This is a genomic window from Corynebacterium sp. HMSC29G08 (assembly GCF_001806875.1).
Classification (GTDB): Bacteria; Actinomycetota; Actinomycetes; order Mycobacteriales; family Mycobacteriaceae; genus Corynebacterium.
The window spans coordinates 1-23,099 of record NZ_KV786225.1; the positions used below are offsets into that span (position 1 = coordinate 1).

General features: G+C 61.9%; 24 protein-coding genes. 18 read left to right on the top strand and 6 right to left on the bottom strand.

The window, feature by feature from the left end; genetic code table 11:
• The 15 genes from HMPREF3101_RS12270 to holA form a co-directional block, all read left to right on the top strand.
• A partial coding sequence (locus tag HMPREF3101_RS12270) for a hypothetical protein (RefSeq protein WP_210386163.1) occupies positions 1–231 on the top strand: 231 nt, incomplete at its 5' end.
• 398 nt (positions 232–629) lie between these two features.
• Positions 630–2,135 (top strand): GTPase ObgE, encoded by a 1,506-nt coding sequence (gene obgE, locus HMPREF3101_RS03450; RefSeq protein WP_070462597.1) that lies wholly within the window; start codon positions 630–632, stop codon positions 2,133–2,135.
• A gap of 2 nt (positions 2,136–2,137) precedes the next feature.
• Positions 2,138–3,253 carry a glutamate 5-kinase gene (proB, locus tag HMPREF3101_RS03455; RefSeq protein ID WP_246816634.1) on the top strand — a complete coding sequence of 372 codons (1,116 nt, stop codon included), beginning with the start codon at positions 2,138–2,140 and terminating at the stop codon, positions 3,251–3,253.
• A gap of 18 nt (positions 3,254–3,271) precedes the next feature.
• Positions 3,272–4,180: a D-isomer specific 2-hydroxyacid dehydrogenase family protein gene (locus HMPREF3101_RS03460; protein ID WP_070462600.1), complete on the top strand. Its 909-nt coding sequence runs from the start codon at positions 3,272–3,274 to the stop codon at positions 4,178–4,180.
• A gap of 53 nt (positions 4,181–4,233) precedes the next feature.
• A complete protein-coding gene (locus tag HMPREF3101_RS03465) occupies positions 4,234–5,736 on the top strand; it encodes an SLC13 family permease (protein ID WP_070462602.1) in 1,503 nt (500 codons plus the stop codon).
• Positions 5,737–5,776: 40 nt separating this feature from the next.
• A complete protein-coding gene (locus tag HMPREF3101_RS03470) occupies positions 5,777–7,042 on the top strand; it encodes a glutamate-5-semialdehyde dehydrogenase (protein WP_070462604.1) in 1,266 nt (421 codons plus the stop codon).
• A gap of 49 nt (positions 7,043–7,091) precedes the next feature.
• Positions 7,092–7,565, top strand: a complete 474-nt coding sequence (locus HMPREF3101_RS03475) for a hypothetical protein (RefSeq protein ID WP_070462606.1) — start codon at positions 7,092–7,094, stop codon at positions 7,563–7,565.
• Between the two features lie 4 nt (positions 7,566–7,569).
• Positions 7,570–8,169, top strand: coding sequence for a nicotinate-nucleotide adenylyltransferase (nadD, locus tag HMPREF3101_RS03480; RefSeq protein ID WP_070462608.1), 600 nt, complete (start codon positions 7,570–7,572; stop codon positions 8,167–8,169).
• Positions 8,170–8,214: 45 nt separating this feature from the next.
• Positions 8,215–8,682, top strand: coding sequence for a ribosome silencing factor (rsfS, locus tag HMPREF3101_RS03485; RefSeq protein ID WP_070462610.1), 468 nt, complete (start codon positions 8,215–8,217; stop codon positions 8,680–8,682).
• Positions 8,682–9,326, top strand: coding sequence for a histidine phosphatase family protein (locus HMPREF3101_RS03490; protein ID WP_083280065.1), 645 nt, complete (start codon positions 8,682–8,684; stop codon positions 9,324–9,326). Before rsfS ends, HMPREF3101_RS03490 begins: the two co-directional genes overlap by 1 nt.
• On the top strand, positions 9,323–10,105 hold the full coding sequence (locus HMPREF3101_RS03495) for a DegV family protein (RefSeq protein ID WP_070462611.1): 783 nt from the start codon (positions 9,323–9,325) through the stop codon (positions 10,103–10,105). Before HMPREF3101_RS03490 ends, HMPREF3101_RS03495 begins: the two co-directional genes overlap by 4 nt.
• 35 nt (positions 10,106–10,140) lie before the next feature.
• Entirely contained in the window at positions 10,141–11,064 is a 924-nt protein-coding gene (locus HMPREF3101_RS03500; protein ID WP_246816635.1) for a hypothetical protein, read from the top strand.
• A 112-nt stretch (positions 11,065–11,176) separates the two neighbouring features.
• A complete protein-coding gene (locus HMPREF3101_RS03505; protein ID WP_070462700.1) occupies positions 11,177–11,794 on the top strand; it encodes a ComEA family DNA-binding protein in 618 nt (205 codons plus the stop codon).
• Positions 11,791–13,410 carry a ComEC/Rec2 family competence protein gene (locus tag HMPREF3101_RS03510; protein WP_070462614.1) on the top strand — a complete coding sequence of 540 codons (1,620 nt, stop codon included), beginning with the start codon at positions 11,791–11,793 and terminating at the stop codon, positions 13,408–13,410. The genes HMPREF3101_RS03505 and HMPREF3101_RS03510 overlap by 4 nt, the downstream gene beginning before the upstream one ends.
• 14 nt (positions 13,411–13,424) lie before the next feature.
• Entirely contained in the window at positions 13,425–14,360 is a 936-nt protein-coding gene (gene holA / locus HMPREF3101_RS03515) for a DNA polymerase III subunit delta (protein WP_070462615.1), read from the top strand.
• A 99-nt stretch (positions 14,361–14,459) separates the two neighbouring features.
• Here the strand turns inward: holA and rpsT are convergent, their stop codons facing one another.
• Complete coding sequence (gene rpsT / locus HMPREF3101_RS03520; protein ID WP_052203319.1) at positions 14,460–14,726, bottom strand: 30S ribosomal protein S20; 267 nt, start codon at positions 14,724–14,726, stop codon at positions 14,460–14,462.
• Between the two features lie 131 nt (positions 14,727–14,857).
• Positions 14,858–15,352 carry a type II toxin-antitoxin system PemK/MazF family toxin gene (locus HMPREF3101_RS03525; RefSeq protein WP_070462616.1) on the bottom strand — a complete coding sequence of 165 codons (495 nt, stop codon included), beginning with the start codon at positions 15,350–15,352 and terminating at the stop codon, positions 14,858–14,860.
• Positions 15,353–15,458: 106 nt separating this feature from the next.
• On the opposite strand from HMPREF3101_RS03525, the gene lepA reads away from it, so the two are divergent.
• Positions 15,459–17,321, top strand: a complete 1,863-nt coding sequence (gene lepA, locus HMPREF3101_RS03530; RefSeq protein ID WP_070462617.1) for a translation elongation factor 4 — start codon at positions 15,459–15,461, stop codon at positions 17,319–17,321.
• Between the two features lie 3 nt (positions 17,322–17,324).
• Here the strand turns inward: lepA and HMPREF3101_RS03535 are convergent, their stop codons facing one another.
• Positions 17,325–19,292, bottom strand: a complete 1,968-nt coding sequence (locus HMPREF3101_RS03535) for a hypothetical protein (protein WP_070462619.1) — start codon at positions 19,290–19,292, stop codon at positions 17,325–17,327.
• 16 nt (positions 19,293–19,308) lie between these two features.
• On the opposite strand from HMPREF3101_RS03535, the gene HMPREF3101_RS03540 reads away from it, so the two are divergent.
• Entirely contained in the window at positions 19,309–20,526 is a 1,218-nt protein-coding gene (locus HMPREF3101_RS03540; protein ID WP_070462621.1) for an alpha/beta fold hydrolase, read from the top strand.
• Here HMPREF3101_RS03540 and HMPREF3101_RS03545 read toward each other — a convergent pair.
• The gene (locus tag HMPREF3101_RS03545; protein WP_070462623.1) at positions 20,506–21,360 is read right to left on the bottom strand and encodes a CPBP family intramembrane glutamic endopeptidase; all 855 of its coding nucleotides are present in this window, start codon (positions 21,358–21,360) and stop codon (positions 20,506–20,508) included. The two genes, HMPREF3101_RS03540 and HMPREF3101_RS03545, sit on opposite strands and share 21 nt — an antisense overlap.
• Complete coding sequence (locus HMPREF3101_RS03550; protein WP_070462625.1) at positions 21,357–22,007, bottom strand: aldose epimerase family protein; 651 nt, start codon at positions 22,005–22,007, stop codon at positions 21,357–21,359. The genes HMPREF3101_RS03545 and HMPREF3101_RS03550 overlap by 4 nt, the downstream gene beginning before the upstream one ends.
• Before the next feature lie 30 nt (positions 22,008–22,037).
• Between HMPREF3101_RS03550 and HMPREF3101_RS12060 the strand changes: the two genes are divergently transcribed.
• Positions 22,038–22,175 carry a hypothetical protein gene (locus tag HMPREF3101_RS12060; protein ID WP_168160149.1) on the top strand — a complete coding sequence of 46 codons (138 nt, stop codon included), beginning with the start codon at positions 22,038–22,040 and terminating at the stop codon, positions 22,173–22,175.
• On the opposite strand, the gene HMPREF3101_RS03555 is transcribed toward HMPREF3101_RS12060, so the two are convergent.
• Positions 22,165–23,073, bottom strand: a complete 909-nt coding sequence (locus HMPREF3101_RS03555) for a ribokinase (protein WP_070462626.1) — start codon at positions 23,071–23,073, stop codon at positions 22,165–22,167. The two genes, HMPREF3101_RS12060 and HMPREF3101_RS03555, sit on opposite strands and share 11 nt — an antisense overlap.
• Positions 23,074–23,099: the final 26 nt, after the last annotated feature.

Consider the following 23,099-nt stretch of genomic DNA (forward strand, 5'->3'; position numbering starts at 1 on the left):
AAGGAAATATTAGTAAACCCTAAAGCAGAAGATAACAACGCCACACATACTCACATGGAATTCACATACACGCTGATGATTCAAGGCTTCACGGCGACATGGCATACCCTGCAGCACGGCACACGTCCTGCAGCACGGCACACGGGTGTTCATCCCCATCCAGGCGGAGATACGGGACCGGATTACCCAAAACTGTTTGCCTGCAACCCGTCCGCGACGCTTTCGGTATGAAGAGAGTCTGAATTGTTCTGCAGCGCTAACTGCGAAGTTGCCTCGTGTTGTAGCCCCTTCCGTTGATCTGGAGATTGCGCTGGCCCCGAATGGGCTACAGGGCGCGTTCAGTGCCTGCTGCGCTCCCACAACGGGCCACAACCTCACGTTGCTGCACGATGTTGAGGTAAAAATATTCGGGGGCCGAGCTGGGGCGCAGGTGAGCCAGGGCGCAGGTGAGGTGGTGTGGTGTGGAGGTGGTGGGTGCGGTGGGCGTCGATAAGCAAGAAGCCCATCGGCGTACCTGGTGGTGAGCCTCATGCACACCCACGGCGGCAACTCGTCGCAGGCGACGACAGAAGAGCGCATGACAATTACCGCCGAAGACCTGAAAACCTTGAGCAAGTAGGCTTGTGCCCATGGCGCAATTTGTTGATAGGGCCGTGCTGCACCTGCAAGCGGGCGACGGCGGGCACGGGTGTGTGTCTGTGCACCGTGAAAAGTTCAAGCCGCTGGGTGGGCCCGACGGGGGCAACGGCGGCCACGGCGGCGACATTGTTTTTGAGGTGTCGCCGCAGGTGCACACCCTGTTGGACTTCCAGTTCCGCCCACACGTGAAGGCGCAGCGCGGCAACAACGGCGAAGGTGACCACCGCAACGGCGCGCGCGGTGAGGACCTGGTGCTTGAAGTGCCGGTTGGCACGGTGGTGCGAAGCGCTGACGGTGAGATCCTGGCGGACCTAACGGTGCCGGGTACCCGTTTTGTGGCTGCTGAGGGCGGCTACGGTGGCCTTGGTAACGCGGCGTTGGCAACGGCGAAGCGGAAGGCGCCGGGGTTTGCGCTCAAGGGCGAGCCGGGTGAGGCGCACGACCTGATCCTGGAGCTGAAATCCATGGCCGATGTGGGCTTGGTTGGCTTCCCGTCGGCGGGGAAGTCCTCGCTGATCTCGGTGCTGTCTGCAGCCAAGCCGAAGATTGCGGATTACCCGTTTACTACGCTTGCCCCGAACCTAGGTGTGGTCAATGCTGGCCATGACACGTTTACTATTGCGGACGTGCCGGGGCTGATCCCGGGTGCTAGCGAAGGCAAGGGCCTAGGGCTGGATTTCTTGCGTCACATTGAGCGCACCGCGGTGCTTGCGCACATTGTGGATACCGCGACGATGGAGCCGGGTCGTGATCCCCTCTCTGACATTGAAGCCCTTGAGGCGGAGTTGGATGCGTACGCCGAGGCACTCGACATGGATTCCGGCTTAGGTGACCTGCGTGAACGTCCCCGCCTGGTGGTGCTGAACAAGATTGACGTGCCGGAGGCGCGTGAGCTTGCGGAGTTTTTGCGTGAGGATATTGAGCAGCGCTTCGGCTGGCCGGTGTTTTTGATTTCTACTGCAACGCGCGAGGGCTTGGATGAGCTCAAGTGGGCGATGTGGGAGGTTGTGCAGCAGTCTCGGAAGGCTCGCCCGAAGGTTGCTAAGCCTGCGGAGCCTATTGTGATTCGCCCGAATGAGGCGAAGCACACGCGCGATAGCGGCATCAAGGTGGAGCGCGACCCGCTGTACCCGGAGGGCTGGATTGTCACCGGTGAGAAGGCGGAGCGTTGGATCCGCCAGACGGACTTTGAAAACGATGAGGCCGTGGGCTACCTGTCTGACCGTTTGGAGAAGGCGGGTGTGGAAGACGCGCTGCGTAAGATCGGTGCTCGTGAGGGCGATGTGGTCACGATTGGTGAGGTCTCCTTTGATTGGGAGCCTTCGCGCGGCGGCGATCCGACGCTTGCTGGCCGTGGCCAGGATGCGCGTTTGGGTGGTACGGATCGTGCGTCTGCTGCGGAGCGTAAGCGTGCCTCCCAGGCCCGCCGTGGCTTGATTGATGAGTTTGATTACGGCTCTGATGAGTCCGCTGAGCGCGAGCGTTGGCAGGGGTAGGGGTGTTAGAACTTCGGGAGCAGATTGCGTCCGCGCGGCGCATTGTGGTCAAGCTGGGCACTTCTTCGCTTGTCGACGATTACGGAAACCTCGACGCAGGCAAAATCGACCTGATTGTGGATGCGATTGAGCAGCGCATCGCCCGCGGCACCGATGTGATTGTGGTGTCTTCGGGTGCTATCGCCGCTGGTATGGCGCCGCTTGGGTTGAAGGTGCGTCCAAGGGATTTGGCGACGAAGCAGGCGGCTGCCTCTGTTGGCCAGATTCACTTGGCGCAGGTGTGGGGTGCCTCGTTTGCCCGCTACGGCCGCACGATTGGTCAGGTGCTGCTGACGCAATCGGACGCGGGTTCGCGTGAGCGTGCCCGTAACGCGCAGCGCACGATTGACCGTTTGCGGCAGATGGGGGCGGTGCCGATTGTCAATGAGAACGACACGGTTGCTACCTCTGAGATGCGCTTCGGCGACAACGACAGGCTTTCGGCGATCGTGGCAACGTTGATCAGCGCGGATGCGCTGGTGCTGTTGTCTGACGTGGATGGGCTCTATGACATGAACCCTTCCGATCCGCGTGCGCGTCTTGTGGATGAGGTGCGCACAGGCAAGGACCTAGAGGCCGTGAAGGCCGGCGACGGTGGCGTGTTTGGCACCGGCGGCATGGCCGCGAAAGTCTCAGCCGCACGCCTGGCGGCACGTGGCGGTGTGCCGGTGCTCTTGACGTCCACGGAGAAGATCACCGAGGCGCTTGGGTCTGCTGAGGTAGGCACGGTGTTCCACACTCGCCCGGGTCGCAAGTTGTCCGCCTGGAAGTTTTGGGCGCTGTATGCCGCCGATGCGGAGGGCGTGCTGCGCTTGGACGCCGGCGCGGTCGATGCGGTCACCGGCGGCGGCACCAGCCTTTTGGCTGTGGGCATTACCGGCATTGAAGGTGAGTTCCACGCAGGGGACATTGTGGAGATCCTGGGCCCGGATTCCGCCGTGGTTGGTCGTGGCGAGGTTGCCTATGACGCGGTCGAGCTTGCCACCATGCTGGGCAGGCATACGCACGAGCTGCCGGAGCACTTGCGCCGGCCTGTGGTGCATGCCGACTACTTGAGCAACTACGCCTCGCGTCTGTAACCGCTACTGTGGGCGGGCATGAAGTTCACCTATTTGCCGAAGCCGAAAGAACAGCCGATTGCAGACATGGAGGCCGCAGGCCACACCCATGTGGCGCTCGAAGACAACCCGGACATGGTGCTCTTCGGCGGTGGCCCGGAGGATTTCCCGGATGCGCTGCCGGAAGGCGTCAAGGTAGTGCAGATTCTTTACGCGGGTGTGGAAAACCTGCAAGACGTTTTTGCCAAGCACGCGGCAAACGGTGTGCGTTTTGCCAACGCGGGTGGCCTGTATGACGACACGGTTGCAGAGTCCACGTTGGCGCTGCTGCTGGCGGTGGAGCACCGCATCAAGGCGGTGAGCAATGCGTGGAACAACACGCAGATTTTCGCGGAGAAGCAGTACCTGTTTGAGGACAGAAAGCTGGCCATCATCGGTGCCGGCGGCATTGGTAAAACCTTGATCCGTTTCCTGGAGCCGTTCGGGATGAGTATTACTGCGGTCAATCGCTCTGGCCGTGAGGTAGAGGGCGCTGATCAGACGGTCACGCTTTCTGATGAGGTGTGGGCTGGCCACGACTACTTTGTCCTGCTCGCCCCGCTGACGGAGGCTACCCGTCACATGGTCAACGCTGAGACCATTGCGACAATGCCGAATCATGCTGTGGTGATCAACGTTGGGCGTGGCCCGCTGATTGATACTGAGGCGCTCACGCAAGCGCTTCAGGAAGGCACGCTTCGTGGCGCCGGCCTGGATGTGACCGAGCCTGAGCCGCTGCCGGCGGACCACCCGCTGTGGGGCCTGGACAACTGCGTGATCACCCCGCACACGGCGAACATCCCCCGCTTCATGACGGGGCGTATCGGACCCCTTGCCGGCAAGAACTGGGACCTGTTCGCGGCAGGCGAGAAAATGTCCACCGAGGTTGACGTTGAGGCCGGCTACTAACGTGGAGGGTGAATAAGAAGCGACCGGCATAACTAGATCTGGAGGAGGATCCCGTGACTACAACAGTCACTGATAAGGCCGCAACGGCGAAACCACCGAAGGAACGCACCACAGTACAAAACGTTGGGTTTGTGCTGGCTTTTGTCGCACTTGTTGGGGTGCTGCTCATCCCAATCCCGGGGCTGGATGCAACCGGCCAGATAGCGCTAGCCATGCTGGCCTTCGCCGTGATTATGTGGGTGTCAGAGGCGGTGTCTTACCCGGTCAGCGCGGTGATGATCATCGGGCTGATCTCCATCATGCTCACGTTTGCGCCCGACCCGGACGCTCCGGGGCAGATGGTTGGGTCAAGGGCAGCGCTTGCAACCGCGATGTCCGGTTTTTCCTCCTCCGCGGTCGCCTTGGTTGCTGCGGCCCTTGCGTTGGCGACGGCGATGCAGGCCACAGGGCTGCACCGCCGCCTCGCGCTTTATATTTTGAAGGTCTCGGGCGAGAAGGTTGCCAACATTGTCATTGGCGCGATTGTCATCTCGATTGTGTTGGCGTTTTTCGTGCCGTCTGCCACCGCGCGTGCCGGCGCGGTGGTGCCAATTCTGATTGGCATGGTCGCAGCTTTCGGCTTGCCCACAAACTCGAAGCTTGGCGCGCTGCTGGTGATTACCGCAACGCAGGCGGTGTCCATCTGGAACGTTGGTATTAAAACCGCCGCCGCCCAGAACCTTGTTGCCATCGGCTTTATTGAAGACCAGATGGGGCAGACAGTCTCCTGGGGTCAATGGTTGTTGTGGGCCGCACCGTGGTCCGTGTTGATGTCTATTGCGCTGTACTTCATCATGCGGTGGGCGATTAAGCCAGAAACTGATTCCATCACGGGCGGAAAAGAGCTCGTGGAGAAACAAATCGCTGAAATGGGTGCGATGACCGGGGCGGAGAAGCGGCTGACCACAATCGCGATGGTCTTGCTGCTGTTTTGGGCCACCGAAGACGTGCTGCACCCGATTAGCTCCGCGGTGATCACCATCGTTGCCGTTGGCATCATGCTCACCCCGGGCATTGGGGTGATGTCGTGGAAGTACGCGCAGGAGAAGATCAATTGGGGCACCCTAGTGGTCTTCGCCGCGGGTATTTCGCTGGGCAGCTTTTTGCTCAACACCGGTGCGGCAGCGTGGCTTTCCCAGGCCACGTTTGGCGCGATGGGTCTAGCTGGCATGCCGCTTCTGGCAACGATTGCGATTGTCAGCCTGTTCAACATCATCATCCATTTGGGCTTTGCCTCTGCAACGTCGTTGGCGTCCGCCCTGATCCCGGTGTTTATTGCGCTGGCGGCAACGTTGGATGCGCCCAACGGTGGCCTTGGGTTTGTGATTATCCAGCAGTTTGTCATCTGCTTTGGCTTCCTGTTGCCGGTGTCCGCGCCGCAGAACATGCTGGCCTACGGCACGGGCGCGTTTACGCCGAAGCAGTTCCTGCGCACCGGCATCCCGCTGACCATTGTGGGTTACCTGCTTGTGTTGCTGCTGTCTGCGACGTATTGGAACTGGATCGGTTTGGTGTAAACGCGAGCTATGCGCAGCGTGGCTCGGCTAAGCTTGCCGCATGACTGAGCGAAACACCACACGCGAAGCCGAACGCGCCGAGGTCTTGGACAAGGCGCGCCGGGCCAAAGAGGTAGCCCCTACGCTTGCGACTTTGCCGACGCCGTCAAAAAACCAGGTTTTGCACGCCGCGGCTGATGCGCTGCTTGCACGGGCGGATGAGATTCTAGCGGCGAACCAGCGTGACCTGGATGAGGGCCGCGCCCACGGGATGGAGGAATCACTCTTGGACCGCCTCGCCTTGGACCAGGGACGCATTGAAGGGATTGCGGGTGGCCTGCGCCAGGTTGCAGGCTTAAAGGACCCGGTGGGGGAGGTGCTGCGCGGCCACGTTATGGATAACGGCATTCAGATGAAGCAGGTCCGCGTGCCGCTGGGTGTGATGGGCATGGTTTATGAGGCGCGCCCGAACGTCACCGTTGATGCGTTTGGCCTTGCCTTAAAGTCAGGCAACGCGGCGCTGCTTCGCGGTTCGAAGACCGCGCGCCACTCTAACGCGATGCTGGTGGAGATTCTCCAGGACACCTTGGCCGCGAATGGCTTGCCGCGCGAGGCGGTGCAGCTTTTGCCGTGTGAGACCCACGATTCGGTCCAGGACCTGATCACCGCCCGCGGGCTGGTTGACGTGGTGATTCCCCGCGGCGGCGCGCGGCTTATAGAGGCCGTGGTTACCGGCGCAACTGTTCCCACCATTGAGACCGGTACGGGCAATTGTCACTTCTACATTGATCGTGATACGGAGCTAGATTGCGCCATTGCCATGCTGCTCAACGGCAAGACCCGGCGTGTGAGCGTGTGCAACGCCACCGAAACCGTGCTGGTGGATGCCGCGTTGCCGGAGGAAGCGAAGCAGCGCATTATTAGCGCTCTGCGGGACGCGGGGGTGACCATCCACGGCGATGTGTCCAAGGGCTTTGTCCCTGCCACCGATGCGGATTGGGCAGAGGAGTACCTCAGCATGGACATCGCGTATGCGGAGGTTGACGGCGTGGATGGTGCGATTGCGCATATTGCCAAGTGGTCCAGCGGCCACACGGATGCCATTGCGTCCCAAGGGGCTTTTGCTTTACGACGTTTCGCCGACCACGTCGATTCCGCCGCCGTCGTTTTAAACGCTTCGACCGCCTTTACGGATGGGGAGCAGTACGGCATGGGGGCGGAGATCGGCATCTCTACCCAGAAGTTGCACGCGCGTGGGCCGATGGCGCTGCCGGAGCTGACCACCACGAAGTGGATTTTGGAGGGGACGGGACAAACACGACCATAAACACGGCCGCAGTGGTTCGTAGAGCGCACGTGGTATAGAATCCCGTGATATGAAAACCGCACGCGTGATTGTTTCCCTGGCCACCGCTGTTGCTGTCACAGCTGGCACTGGCACCGCCGTTGCCCAAGACACCGCAACTACCACCGCCACCAAGCCTGTGGGGCAAACCAACAAGGACAGGCCATCTGATGCGTTGGGCTACACCCGCGAGGTGTGTGATGAGCGTAAGGATGAAAAGGGCAACATCATCCGTGAGAACTGCCGCAAGCTGGAGGTAAAACCTTCGGATGGTTCCGCCAAGGCTTTTGACACGGCTTGGGGTGTGCTTGGTTCCTCCGGTGCTGCGTCTTCGAAGGAGGGGGATGCGGCGAGTAGTAAGGACGGAGCGTCGGCAAGCAGTAAGGATGGCTCTAGCCAGGTGCCTGCCTGGACGATTGCTGTAGCGGTGCTGGGCACCTTGGCTGTGGTTGGTATCGGCATCCTCAGCTTGTTCGTGGAGGATTTCTCCATCCGTTTCTTCTAGCCTCATGCGTATTGGGGTGATGGGCGGGACGTTTGACCCGATCCACCATGGCCACCTCGTCGCGGCAAGCGAAGCGGCGCATCGTTTCGCGCTGGACGAGGTGGTCTTTGTGCCTACGGGCCAGCCGTGGCAGAAAGCGGGCAGACAGATTTCGCCAGCGGAGGACCGCTACTTGATGACGGTGATTGCCACCGCATCCAACCCACGCTTCACCGTCTCGCGTGTGGACATTGACCGTGCCGGCCCGACGTACACCATTGACACCTTGCGGGATCTGCGTGAGGTGTACCCGGATGCCCAGTTCTACTTCATCACGGGTGCGGATGCGTTGAGCTCGATCATGTCGTGGCATGACTGGGACAAGATGTTTCAGCTCGCAGAATTTGTTGGCGTGACGCGTCCTGGCTATGAGTTGACGGAGGATATGCTTCCGGCGGATATCCAGGAACGTGTGCATCTTATCGACATCCCCGCGATGGCGATTTCATCGACGGACTGCCGCGAGCGCGCGTCGCAGGGGCGTCCGGTGTGGTACCTGGTGCCGGACGGGGTGGTGCAATATATAGCTAAGCATGGGCTGTATCGCCCGCAGGTGGCACAATAGGGGCTATTAACCGTCGGCTCATAGAAACCGTGAAGGAACGTATTTTTGACTGCTGCGCAAATTTCGATTGAACAAGCCTCCATCGCGGCGCGTGCCGCCGATGAAAAACTGGGCGCCAACATTGCCGTGATTGATGTGTCGAACGTCATGGCCATTACGGACATTTTCGTGGTTGTTTCCGCTGAGACGGAGCGTCAGGTGGCGTCCATAGTGGAGGAAGTGGAGACCGAGTTGACGGCGGCTGGGTTGGAGCCGAAGCGTCGTGAAGGAAACCGTGAATTCCGCTGGGTGCTTTTGGATTACGGCAACTTCGTGGTGCACGTGCAGCGTGAGGCGGAGCGTGAGTTTTACGGCCTTGATCGCCTGTATTCGGACTGCCCGGTGATCGCGGTTGAGGGTCTTGAGCCGTACCAGCGCCCAGGTGTGTTCGCGGATGACGCCGGGGTGCGCGAGGCGGCAACCCTGGAGGACCTGCCGCTGGCCGGCGAAGGCCCGGACGCTGACGAGTACTAGTGAAACGTCGACTGATTCTGCTGCGCCACGGGCAGACTGACTACAACGCCACCCGGCGGATGCAGGGCCATCTGGACACCACCCTGTCCGTGCTGGGTGAGGAGCAGGCGCTTCGCGCTGCCGAGGGACTGCGTGGGTTTGGCATTGGCAAGATTGTCAGCTCGGATCTGTCGCGCGCCCGCCGGACTGCGGAGATTGTGGCGCGGGAGCTGGGGCTTGTCTTTACTGAGGACGCCCGGTTGCGCGAAACCTACCTCGGCCAATGGCAAGGCAAAACGCATGCGGAGGTTGACGGTGCGGACGCCACGATCCGCGCGCACTGGCGCAATAACGCTGCTTGGGCACCGCCGGAGGGCGAGAGCCGTTTGGATGTGGCGAAGCGTGCGCGTCCGGTTGTTGATGAGCTGATGGATTCCTACACCGACTGGGATGACGCTGCGGTGCTGCTGGTGGCGCACGGCGGCACGATTTCCGCTCTGACTTCCAGCCTGCTGGGCTTTGCTGAGCAGCAGTACCCGCTGCTGAAGGGGTTGGGTAATACGCATACCTCCCAGTTGGTGGCCATGCCGCGCTACGGGGCACAAGATCCCGGTGAGGTGCAGTGGTATCTGGAGGCCTGGAACCAGGGGCCGGATGCTTTATGACGGTGCGTGTAGTCGTCGATTCTGCCGCCGGCCTGCCTGCCGAGATCGCTGAAGAGCTAGGCATCACGGTTGTAGAGATGCACGTGATGGAAGACGCCGAGGGCGAAAGCTCCACCTCGGGGCTGACCGCGCTTGAGCTGACCGCGTGCTACGCCCGCCAGCTGGAGCGCGGTGGGGACGAAGGCGTGGTGGCACTACACCTGACCAAGACCATGTCCTCAACCTGGTCTGCGGCGGTGACGGCCTCGGGTGTATTCTCGGGCACGGTTCGCGTGGTGGATACCGATACCGTCGGCATGGCCATCGGCGCAGCAGCGATGGCGGCGGCCACGGTTGCGCGTGAGGGCGGCACGCTTGAGCAGTGCGAGGAGATGGCCGTAAACACCCTCAAGCGCGCCGAGACCTGGCTGTACCTGCAGCAGGTGGAAGGCCTGCGCAAGTCCGGGCGTCTGTCCACCGGCACCGCGCTGTCAGCGACGCTGCTTGCCACCAAACCGATCCTGCGGATGCACGACGGCAAGTTTGAGCTCGCAGCGAAAACCCGCACCCAGACCAAAGCGTTTGCGCGTCTTGCAGAGCTCGTTTTGGAGCGCGCCGACGGCGAACCCGTCTTCGCCGCCGTCCAACACGCGGATTGTGCCGACGCCGCCGAGCAGTTTGCGCTCATGCTTGAAGAAGTCCTGCCGCAGCATTCCCAGGTGCTTGTAGAGCCGATGGTGGACGTGTTAGCCACCCACACAGGCAAGGGTGCGGTTGGCCTTTCGGTGGTGTTCGCGTAGGGCATTTTAAGCGCTAATGGCTTATGATATGGCGCGTGTTGTCTTTTTCCTCCCGTGCGCGTGTTGTTGTTGCCACGCTAGTTGCTGCTCTGAGTGTTACGTTGCTTGTCCCGTTGGCCCCGGCTAACGCCCAGCACCGCTGTCCGGCTGTGGCGGTGATTGCCGCCCGTGGGTCTGGGCAAAACAGCCAGATCTACCGCACGAGCTATTCTTCCGAGGCTCCCTGGGTGTCAAACGGTTGGGAGGGTGAAACCATCCGGGCGTTTTTACGGCATGCGGAAAACCGCTACCGCGCTACCCATAACGGTGTCTCGTTGATGAAAGACGTCGAGGTCCTCGGGCTAGAGCCGCACTACTATCCGGCGGCGTACCCGCAGTACTCGGTGCCCACGGTGCCTACCCCAGCTACGGTCATGCAGGCGTTGCTGATTGGTCTTGAGTACGCGGTGCCGGTGTTGCGCATGGCGCGGGGTGCGGCGGATGAGTTCACTGCCTCGGTGCAGACGGGACGGTCCGGTGTCATGCGGCAGATTCATGATTATGAGGCGGCGACCGGCTGCCGGCCGTCCTATATTTTGAGTGGTTTTTCACAGGGCGCGATGGTGCTGCTTGAGCATGAGCGTTCCCTGGCGCGCCGGGGCCAGTTGGCGGGGTCGGTGTATTTTGGTAACCCCACGACGGCTGCGGGGGATCCGGCTACGGTTGGTGTGGCAAACGGGGGCGCGGGTGGCATGTTGGGCTGGTTGCCGTTTAATACCCGTTCCGCAGCTGGCACCCATAACCGTGTGAATTACTGTCTGCCGTTGGATGGTGTGTGTGATTTGTCAGTGCAGACGCTGCAGGGTTCGGCGGACCATAACGGGGGTAATCATGGGCGTTATTATTTGCTGCCTTCGCAGTGGGACAATCAGGTCTCGGACGCCTTTGGCGTATTCGTAGACCAGGTTCGTTACCGATAACAGCACCTGCATTTTCAATAAGCAGCGTTTTCTGTGGATAACTTCACGGGTTATCCACAGCCCGGTTTGCGTACCCTGTTGCCTTTGACGCGGCGTGTTTACGCTGCCGGGTATGAACATCAAAGACAGGATTAAAGAGCTCACCCGCCCAACGGGTGAGGAAGATGCACTTGCCGTGGAGTACCCTGCGCCCAGGTTTGCGGTGGGGCGGGGCCAGGCGGTGGCGGTGGCGTCGATAAGCATGGGGCTCGTCGGCGCCTGGGCTTTTACCCGCCCACCCGCACCTGAGCCTCCCTGGGAAACCCCGCCGGAGCCTGCCGAGATTGTGGTCTCTGTGGTGGGGGAGGTTGAACACCCCGGGCTGGTCACCCTTGCCCCCGGCGCGCGTGTGGCCGATGCGCTGGCGGCTGCCGTGCCTAAGGAGAGTGCGGATCTTCTGGTGCTCAATCAGGCGCAGCTGCTTGTCGACGCCCAACAGATCCTCGTCCAACCCTCCACCCCGGATCAGCCGCCCATGGTTTCCGGGGTGGAGGCGGGAGGCCTGATCTCGATTAATACCGCGACGGCTGAGCAGCTGACCAGTCTGGACGGGGTGGGGCCGGCGACTGCCAACGCGATTGTGGCGCACCGGGAGGCCAACGGGCCCTTTGCCACGCCTGAGGCATTGATTGAGGTCAAGGGCATTGGGCCGGCGAAATTTGCGGCGTTGGAAGGGCAGATCACGTTGTGAGTGAGCTTCGGCTTATACCCGCGGCGGGGGCTGTGTGGCTGGCGGCGCTGGTGTGCCTGTGGCAGGGGCCGATTGCGGCCGCGTGCGTGGTGGTGGCGTTGGTGATGGCGTGTGTGATGGGGCGCGAAATTGGGCAGGCGGTGTTGGTTGGTGGGTTGGGTATGGCGTCTCTGGTTGTGGCGTTGGTCCGCCGCCGCGTCGCAAACGCCTGGAGTTTCGGCGACACCGTGGTGGCGACTGTCTCCGGGCAACCGAGGCTTTTGGCAAGCGACACGTGGCTGACGCGCGTTGTGGTGCCCGAGCATCCCTCGACGCTGGCGGTGTTTTCGCGCGACATGCCCGAGGGCGTGGTTGCCGGGACGGTGGTTGCCGCCCACGGCACGGTGGGGGAGAGCACGCTTGTTGGGGTCAACCCGTACGTGTTCAACGGCACGCTTGAAGTAGTGGAAGCCCCCAGCGGGTTTGCGGCGTTCGCGCAGCACGTACGCGAAACGTTCGCCGCATCGGTTCTGCATACGGTGGGGTCGAGCTCCCAGGGGTTGATCCCGGGGATGGTGCTTGGAGATACCTCCTTGCAATCCCCACTCGAGCAGCAGGCCTACATAGATACTGGGCTGTCGCACTTGTCTGCGGTCTCCGGCAGCAACGTGGCCATTGTGACCACCGCGGCGATCGTACTAACCACGCTGTTGGGCCTTTCGCTGCATTGGCGTTTGGTCGCCGCGGGTGCCGCGCTATTGGTGTTCGCGGCCCTTGTGGGCCCGGAGCCGAGCGTGCTTCGTGCCTCCGTCACCGGACTGGTGGGCATGGTGGCGGTGTTGACCTCCACGCGCGCAGAACCCATGCACGTGCTGTGCCTTGCGGTGATCGGCCTGGTGTTGGTGGACACGGATTTGGCGGTGCATTACGGGTTCGCCTTGTCCGTGGCCGCAACCGCCGGCATCGTGGCGCTGTCGCCCTTGCTGTACCGCGCGCTTGCGTTTACCCGCTGGCCAGACATTGTGGTCCGCGCGCTGTCCGTGGCTATCGCGGCAGATGTGGTGACCATGCCGATCGTCTCTATCATGGCCGGGAAAGTGTCGTTGGTGTCCACGCTTGCCAACACTTTAGTCGCGCCCGCCACGGCCCCGGTGACCATCCTTGGTCTGTGTGCCGCCGTGCTTGCCTTGCTGCCCGGCGGGTTGGAGGTGCCGCTGCTTTTCGTTGTTCAGCCGTTTACGTGGTGGGTGAACAAGGTGGCGATGGTGGGATCCGGACTGCCCTTTGCCACCGCCGCCATCGGCCCATTGACCGCGATTGTGGGGTACGGCTGGATCATCTACGGCTTTCTATCGGGGAGGCCGCGGGTGACGGTGGCGCTGGCCGCAGTCGCGCTGTGCGTGAGCAACCTTGAACCCCCGCGTGCACCCGTGGTGGACCAAAGCCAGCTTGTTGCCCACGTGGTGGACACACGCGCGGATGTGGAACCCGTCCCGCCCGGCACGCAGCTCGTTGTGGTGTTGGAGAGTGGACCGCCCACCACGCGCGGCACCAAAACCGCCCACGGCATCCCCGTTGTGTTTCCCAACCGGGACGGCCCAGTTACCTTGCGTACGGACGCCTCACGCTCCCAGTAACCACGCACCCTAGAATGGAGCGCATGCAAAACCCCGTGCACCTGGTTTTAGGCGAAGACGAGTTCCTCGCCCAGCGCGCCACCAAGGAGATCATCGCGGACGCCGGTCCGCAGGCGGAAGTGACCACCCTGCGCGGATCCGACGTCACCGCAAGCGAACTCGCCCAGGCCACCAGCCCCTCCCTATTTGCCGAGGACCGCGTGCTAGTGGTGGAGAAAACCGAACTCGCCGGCAAAGAACCCGTCGAGGCACTCCTGCGCGCCTGCGTGGACGTGGCCCCCGGGGTGACCATAATCGTGCAGCACACCGGCGGTGGGCGCCAGAAAGCGTACGCCTCTAAGCTGGCCAAGCTCGCCCAGGTGCATAGTGTGGCCCCCTTGCGTGACCGGGACCGTCAAAGCTGGCTCACCACCGAATTCAAACGCCACGGCGTGCGCCCCACCCCAGATGTTGTTGCCGCACTGTTAGAGTCTGTCGGCTCTGACCTTCGTGAACTTGCCAGTGCTGTGAGCCAACTGGTCGCCGACACCGAGGGTGAGATCACCGTCGCCGCAGTACGCGAGTACTACACGGGTGTTGCGGAAGTCGCCGGCTTTGACATCGCCGAACAAGCCTTGGCCGGGCGCGCCGACCGCGCGCTGGCATCCACCAGGCGTGCCCTGCAACTGGGCACCAGCCCCGTTTCCATCGCGGCAGCACTCGCCTACAAGGTTGGCGACATCGCCAAGCTCTACGGCATCCGCGGCAACCCTGAGCAGCTCGCACGCGAACTAGGTATGCCGCCCTACGGTGTCAAACGCGCCATGCAAACCGCACGGCAGTGGAGCGGGGACGCGATCTCTGAAGCGGTGATCATCGTCGCGGACTTGGACGCCACCGTAAAAGGCCAAGGCGGAGACCCGGAGTTTGCCATCGAAGACGCCGTACGCCGTATCGCTGAGCTTGCCTAACTGGGCTTGCCTGATTGGGCGGGCGCGGGTGGCGTCGCAAAGCAAAACGCCCCTGCGGTTAAGAAAAGACCACGGGGGCGTAAAACAAGCGGGAAGGGTTTAGCCTTCCATCTTGTTGAAGGCGCGAGCCATGTTGGACTTCTTGTTCGCAGCGCTGTTGCGGTGGAACACGCCCTTGGTCACAGCCTTGTCCAGCTTGCGGGAAGCCACGCGCAGCTGTGCCTCAGCAGCAGCCTTGTCGCCGGAGGCCACGGCCTCGCGGAACTTGCGGATCTCCGTACGGGTGGCGGAGCGGATGGACTTGTTACGAACGCGACGCTTCTCGTTGGTCAGCACGCGCTTCTGCTGCTGCTTGATGTTAGCCATGTTTGCACCTCTTGCTAGTGGTATCGATGATGTCGAAAACGCGGACCCAAGGTCCTGCCCGCGTTACACACATTCGCCCTGTTTTGGGCAACCACTCAAAAATAGCAGCACACCCAGGCGGTTACCAAATGCTATCCCCAGTCAAAGTGGTCGCGCAGCCGGTTAGCCACCCGCTCGAAGCGCAGCGCGGGCAGTGTTGCGCCGCGACGATGCACGTCACTTTCCGGCACGCACAGCGTCTTATCCAGGCGCACCCAGCACGGCTCGCCTGAGCTATCCCAGCTGCCGCAGCCGATGCCCAGCCAGCGCGAGTCTTGCGCATGGTCCTTCTCAGGCGAGATCAAAAGCCCCAGCACGTCGTGGCGGTCGCGGCCCACAACCAGCATGGAGCGCTCACTCGGAGGTTGTGACGGCACGGTTAGCCACACCACCTCGCCGGGTTCGGCGCTGCCGTCCATGTCGGGCGCGTAGTAGATGTTGCGGGGGATTTTCGCCGTGGATTTCACCTGTACGCGCGCCGCCAAGTCCTTGCCGCGGCGAACGGCGGGGCTGGCCAGACGCTCATTGAGCAGTGCCAAGCCACGGTCAAGCGAGCCTGCGCGTTTGCGTTTCAACAACCTGCGCATGGCCGCCTCCTTTCTTGAAGGCAACTCTAGGTTCTTTGGCAGGTACACACAAGCAGTTTTCACCGGTGTTTCTCATTTGCGTGTGCCCCGGTAGAATCCTGGGGTTATGGCTGCCTTGAAGAAGAATTATGCGGAAGAGACGTTTACTGACCCGTCCAAAATCCGCAACTTCTGCATCATTGCTCACATTGACCACGGTAAATCCACGTTGGCGGACCGCATTTTGCAGCTGTCCAACGTGGTGGATGCGCGTGAGATGCGTGATCAGTACCTGGACAACATGGACATTGAGCGTGAGCGCGGCATCACCATTAAGGCGCAGAACGTTCGTCTGCCTTGGACTACCGCCGATGGTGAGCAGTTCGTGCTGCAGATGATTGACACCCCTGGTCACGTGGACTTTTCCTATGAGGTTTCCCGCTCGCTCGATGCGTGCGAGGGAGCTATCTTGCTTGTGGACGCCGCGCAGGGCATCGAAGCCCAAACCCTAGCCAACCTGTACATGGCTATGGACAATGATCTTGAGATCATCCCGGTGCTGAACAAGATTGACCTGCCGGCAGCGGACCCGGAGAAATACGCGCTGGAGATCGCCAACATTATCGGCTGCGAAACCGATGAGGTGCTGCGCGTTTCCGGCAAGACCGGTGAGGGCGTGCCGGAGCTTCTGGATAAGGTGGTGGAGCTGGTCCCGCCGCCGTCGTCACGAAGCGCAGGCGGCGAGGAGCTGGGTGCTGACGCGCCGGCTCGTGCCCTGATCTTCGACTCGGTCTACGACACCTACCGCGGCGTAGTCACCTACGTGCGCATGATGGACGGCAAACTGCTGCCCAACCAGCAGGTGCAGATGATGAACACCGGCACCAATCTGGAAATCCTGGAAATCGGCGTGGTGTCGCCAACCATGAAGAAAACGAAGGGCCTCGGTCCCGGCGAGGTGGGCTACCTCATCACGGGTGTGAAAGACGTGCGTGAGACACGCGTGGGTGACACCGTTACATGGGCGTCCAAGGGTGCATCAGAGCCGCTTGAAGGCTTCGAGGAAGTCATGCCGATGGTGTACTCCGGCCTGTTTCCGGTCAGCCAGGAAGACTTCCCGGCGCTGCGCGAATCTTTGGAGAAGCTCCAGCTTAACGACGCCTCGCTGACCTGGGAACCCGAAACCTCCGTCGCCCTGGGCTTCGGTTTCCGCTGTGGCTTCCTGGGCCTGCTCCACATGGAGATCACCCGCGACCGCCTGGAGCGCGAGTTTGACCTGGACCTGATCTCCACCGCACCGTCGGTGACGTACCGCGTGATCCGTGAGGACGGCACCGAGCAGGTTGTCCACAACCCCTCGGACTGGCCCGGCGGCAAGATCGACGAGGTCTACGAGCCGATCGTGAACATGACCATCATCGTGCCCCAGGAGTTCGTGGGCACCACGATGGAACTGTGCCAGTCCAAGCGTGGCCAAATGAAGAACATGGAATACCTCTCCGAGGACCGCGTAGAGCTGCGCTACATCATGCCGCTGGGTGAGATCATCTTCGACTTCTTCGACATGTTGAAGTCCCGCACCAAGGGGTATGCCTCCCTGAACTACGAGGAAGCCGGCGAGCAGCTGGGCGACCTAGTGAAGGTAGACATCCTACTGCAGGGCGAGCCGGTGGACGCGTTCAGCGCCATCGTGCACAAGGACTCCGCCCAGTGGTACGGCAATAAGATGACCAAGAAGCTCAAAGAGCTCATCCCGCGCCAGCAGTTCGAAGTGCCTGTGCAGGCTGCGATTGGCTCCAAGATCATCGCGCGCGAAAACATCCGCGCCCTGCGTAAAGACGTGCTGTCGAAGTGCTACGGCGGCGACATCTCGCGCAAGCGCAAGCTGCTGGAGAAGCAGAAGGCCGGTAAGAAGCGCATGAAGTCCATCGGGTCTGTGACGGTGCCGCAGGAAGCATTCGTGGCAGCGCTGTCCACCGACGAGGAGTAGCGCCTAACGCGCGCCGCCGCGCTTCCACGCAAAGAGGCGCTGCACCACCCACACCACGGCGAACATCAGCACGAAGATAATCGCCGCCATGCCCAGGTTGCCCCACGGGCCAGTCCAGCCGGCGGCCTGCGCCCAGTCCGGCGCACCAATGGCCGCGGCGACAAAGCCAAGCACCAGGTTCATGGCTTCGGCGCGCTTGGACTCTTCGTCTGCAATCGCACTCGAAAGCTGCTCAAACTGGGTGCGGATGACGTTTTGACGTGACTTGACCTTGGAGTCGAAATCATCACGTAACTGGTCAAAATTGGTGGCCTCCTGCAGCCCTTTGAGCACGCGGGTGTCAATGTCACGCCCCGGCACGGAGCGGAACCAGAGTTTGTCGCGGATCTCGATGTGATCCAGCTGCAGCTTCTCCAGGCGCTCTAAGTCCGCGCGTAGCTCCCGTTGGTGCATGTCTTTTTCCGCGGTGCCGTTGTTCGCCGCGCTTTTCTCGCCGACAATCTTCAACGATTTGCGCAGGTGCGCTTCACCCGCTTGGGCGCGCATCTGCAGCATCACCAAATCCACAAAGCGTGACCCCGCCATGGACCAATAGCGCATTCCCTCGCGGCTTGCGGACTTGGTGCGCACCATGCCTATCCCGTTGTCGGAGGTAAACACGGTCCAGGAGGAGAGTTTGGCTGCCAGGAAGCGTCGTAACGCAGCAGGCGTTTGGGCGGGCACGGATTCCGGGTATGAGTCCGCACCGGTGAGGATCTGCCAGGCCCATTGTTCGTGCCAGGCCCAGGTGCTTTCGGCGTCGTCTCGCAGCGCAAGGGGTGCTTCGATGTCGTCGGGGACAGACCCGTTGTTGCCCTCACCAAGCGTCTTTTTTACCGTGTCGGGGCGCGCCGGGTTCGGGATGGCAAACACCACGCGTTGGGACGCCGGCAGTGTAAACGTTTCCTCCTGCATCCCCACCGGCGCGGCGGTGGCCACCAGGTTGCCGTCGGAGCCGATGCGCATCGAACGGTCCCTGCCCAGCGCCGTATCAATACGCGCCACAGCCAGGTTGGTGAACTTGGTCAGGGCGTAGAGCTGCGGCGGGCTTTCCTCGTAGAAGTTGTCATGCTCGTAGAACTGCGAGGAGTTGCGCGGTGTGTGCAGCGTGGCCGACAAAAACCCAAGCGTTGCATTCGAGATGTTCTCCGCGGCCACGTTCAGGATCAGAAAGTCACTGAACACGTGCGCCGGCTGGGGCTCATCAGGTGCCACATCGGTCAGGTTCAAGTCATGGAACTGCATGACCTCAGCGGACAGCAGCCGCAGCGTGGCGGTACCGTGGCTGTTTCGCTCGCCGCGGATTTGATCTTCCCAGGGACGCTGCTCGTCGTAATTAACCAGCTCGTAGAACGTCTCGTTGCGCACCGGCGGGAATACGAAGTGGTGAGCGCTGATCGTGGGGTCCCACCCGGTATCCGCAATTGTCACTTCGCGCACTTTCGCGGGTGCGTCGCGCTGCTCGGCGCGCTGTTTGGCAAGTTCTATCGCGTCCTTATGCCACAGCACTTCTTTGCGTTCCGCATGGCTCCAGTTGGATGCAAACTCCACGTCCACATCCACCGACGCCGCACCCGTGGCCTTGTCCAGCGGGTCCACAAAGCGTGTGCGCGCATCGTTGTAGAAGGGCCGTCCGCCTTCGACGATGGGGTCGCCGTAGTAGCCGTGGCGGGGCTTCGGCTTACGGAACACGCCGAGATTGTGATCCCACTGCGGGTTTTCCACGGTGCGCACGCCCTTGTCTCTGCCGTAGCGCCAGCCTTCGGCGGTGGCGAAGTCAAACGGTTCGCCGAATGTCGCCAGCCCAGCCGCGCGCGGGATGGGCATGATGATGGAGAAAACCGCCAGGCGCCACTCGGGTAGGATCGAGGCCTTAAAGTCTTCCGGCACGTAGAAGTCGTGCCCGACATCATTCGACGAGTGCAATTGCATACCTGGGAGGATACCTATGAGCTCAACTGTTTATTTTCCTGGCGTGCAGCAGCGTGAACACACCATCACCGTCCCCATTGACCGCGCGAATCCTTCCGCGGGTGAGATCACGGTGTTTGCGCGTGAGTTGTTTAGGGACGCGTCGCTGCCGTACCTGATCTATTTCCAGGGTGGCCCCGGCAAGCCCGGCCCGCGCACGGTGATGGGGTGGATCCCGGAGGCGTTGCAGCGGTATCGCATTTTGCTTATCGACGAACGCGGCACCGGCCTGTCCACCAAAGTCGACAAAACCACGCCGGAGCGCATTAATGCGCACTTGTTGTCGCATCTTCGTCCGCCGGATGTCGCGGCGGATGCGGAGGCGCTTCGCATCCACCTTGGCATTGAGCAGTGGGACCTGTTGGGCAATTCCTTCGGTGCGGCGTGCGCCGGTGCCTACCTGGCGTATTACCCGCACGGGGTGCGCCGCGCCCATTTGGCGGGTTGCGTACCGGAGCCGGAGATGGATGTGGACGCGTTCCACCGCGCCGAGTTCCGGTTGTTGCGGGAGCGCCAACACAAGCTTTTTAGCGCCGTGCCGTGGATGCAGCAGCGCGTTGAGGACATCGCCCGTCACGTGGATACGCATGAGGAGTTTATGCCGACGGGGGAGCGGTTGTCCTCCACACGCATGCGCACCTCGGGTGTGCTGATTGGTGAGGAGGGCGATTTCGCAGCTCTTGCCAACCTGTTTGAGTCCCCGTTTACCACCTATAAGGGGCAGAAGCGGCTGCGTGGGGATTTCCTCGGGCAGCTCGGCAGCATCATCTCACTAGAAACGATGCCGCTGTGGGCCGTGATTCATGAGAGCGTGATGGCACGTCCCGGACACGCGATCAACTGGTCTGGCGAGCGCATCTACCGTGAGGAGTTCGCGGACCTGACGTTTTTGGGCAACCAGTTTTTCACCACGCACTTCAAGGAGGACCCAGCGCTGCAGCCGTTCTACGAAGCAGTCGATGAGGTGCACCGCATGGATGATCTGGCAGCGCAGTCCGTGGATGTTTCAGGCAACACCGTGCCGGTGGCGGCGATTTTGTACCCCCAGGACGTGTACCTGCCGTTTGAGCTATCGATCACATCGGCCGAGAAGGTGGGCAACCTGAAGCTGTGGATTCACGACGAATGGCTTCACGACGGCATCTGGGCCCACGGCGCCGAAGTAGCCAAGGGCCTATTCACCATGCTGGACTAGCGCCAGTTGCGGCGCCAGTTTCGGCGCCGCAACTGGCGCCGAGGCGGCACGTAGCTTTGCGCGGCTGAGCAACGCGATGCCAGCCGTAACACCCACCGTCAACCCGGCGCTGAGTACGGTTTCGCCCCACGATATGTCAGTAGACACCACAAGGTCGGGGCGAAGCGCCTGGGTGATGAACACAAACGTGTTACTTGCGGCGTGCAACACCACGGCTTGCTCGATGCCGTTGGAACGCCACGTCAGGTACGCGGCGCAGAGAGCGAAGACGAAGATGTCTACAAGCCCGATGACGTTATAAATGTGCAAAAACACAAAGGGCAGCACACCCGCCCCGTAGGCAACCCACGCGGGGCGCAGCCAGTTGCCCACAATCTGGGGGATGGCGGCGCGAAACACAAACTCTTCGGTTGCCGCCTGGACAGGCACCACCAGAACCATCGCAACAACTAAGACAAGCGTTGAGGTTGTCACGGTCCACCCGCCGGATAAGCCGTCGATAAGCAGAAGCACCCCGTATACCGGCACCGCCACCGCCGCGGCCACACCGACGTAGCGCCACCGCACCCGGTTGGCCACCGACACCAGCCCAGCCGGATTGCGCTGCGCCATCCACGCCGCCACAAACGGCGCGACGATGGAAAGCGCGATGATGAATACGTCGTTTGGCCCAGCGGCGTCCGCGTTAGCAAACTCAATGAACAGCTCCGGGCTGATCAGCCCGGCAGCCAGCACGATCAGAAATTGCACGCCCACAAACAAAGCGACCAAAAGCGCCAGCTCCGCCAACGCCAGCCAACCGTTGCGGGGCCGAGCAATCAGGTGAAAACTCATACCTGCACCCTAAGGCCGATTTCTACGTTCTGGCCAGGACGTAGGTCAACGCCGTCGCGCTCGGGGCCCAGCAACGCGGGTTCGACGCAGACAAATTGCCGCCACTCTTCATCACCAAGCCCTGGGGCGTTCGCGCATTCCACCGGGCCGGGGTTCCACACCACCGCGTGATCGGTGCCGGTGGGGGTGAGGGTGAGGGTGCGGCAAGCGTCGGCAAGCAAAAGCTCCGAGGTGGTAGCAAAGACGTAATCAACTTCCTGACCGAAGGTGACATCGCCGCGAAAACGCTTGAGCTGGCCGTCCGCTTTGTCGAAATACTGCGCACCATCCACACCGCGCACGGCGGCGCTTTCCGTGTCCACCGCCCAATACGGGTGCAGCGCAAGCTGCACGCGGCGCACAGTGTCAGACTCGTTGCGGCACGACAATCTAAACGTGAGGTCCTCGACGGTAAATGTGAGGCGCAAGCCTTCGTGCGAAAGCACCCCGTCATGCCACGGCAGAGATTCCGCCCAACCATGCATCTGCGTACCCAATGTGGTGGCAAACCACGGAGCAACCACAGGCATGCCGCCATGGGCCGCGCCAACGCAGGAGGAAAACAGCAGGTCACCAGTCGGGTGGGGGAGGTGTCTGACTAAAACCATGCCGCAATGGTAACGCGATACAATGAGCGCATGCAGACACCGGTTCCCCGCGAGCAAGTGCAGTTAAGCGCCAGCGAACTCCAGGAATTTGACACCCTTGCTGCCCAGTTTGAGCGGGTGGAAGAGCACGTGCTGGATGCGTCGCTGATGCTCTACGTCAACAGGTAGGCAGCTCGTCCGCCTGCGTGGGGTAGGACGGTTGCGCGCCGGGCTTGGTCACGGCAAACGCGCCAACGCGTGCGGCAAAGGCGGCGGCGTCATCCAGACAGTCGCCCTCTACAAGCCGGTAGCACAGCGCGCCCGCAAAGGCGTCGCCTGCGCCAACAGTGTCGACCGCGTTGACTGCTGGGGTGGGCACGGGGCGCAGCCCCTGGGCGTCCGCAACCAGCGCGCCTTGCGCACCCAAGGTCAGTACGACGGAGGGGAAACCAGCCCCCACCAGGCGTTTCGCAAGCTCCTCGGGTTCGCCGTCACCACTGAGGCCCAGTTGCTCCAGGATCAAGCCGGCCTCGTGTTCGTTGGCCATCAGCGGGTCCGCCTTCAGCAGGGCCTCGCGCGGCACGTCCACAACCGGCGCCAGGTTTACCGCCACACGTCCGCGCGCCAGCTCCACGGCACGCGCAAACCCGTCCGCGGGGATCTCGCCTTGCAACAGCACCAGCTCAGCAGCCTCCACAGGGGCCCTATGCTTCTCCACGCCCGCAGCATCCACCCCAGCATTCGCCCCCGGCACCACGATAATCGTGTTCTCCCCGTCCTCCGAGACGGTGATCACGGCAAGGCCGGTGACGTTGTTGGTGATGGTTTCGACGTGGGTGAGGTCCACGTTGGCCTGGCGAAGCAGGGCAGTCGCGGGCTGGGCGTTCGCGTCCGTACCGACCGCGCCGACGAGTGCCACGCGTGCGCCGAGGCGAGCCGCAGCCACGGCCTGGTTTGCGCCCTTGCCACCGGCAGTCACGCCACCGCCTGAGCCGAGGAGGGTTTCGCCCGGGTTCGGGTGACGCGCGACGTTAACCGTCAAGTCCGCGTTAATGGAGCCAACAACGGTGATCTGCGGGTGATTCATAGCCACGAGACTACGCGTGATCGGCC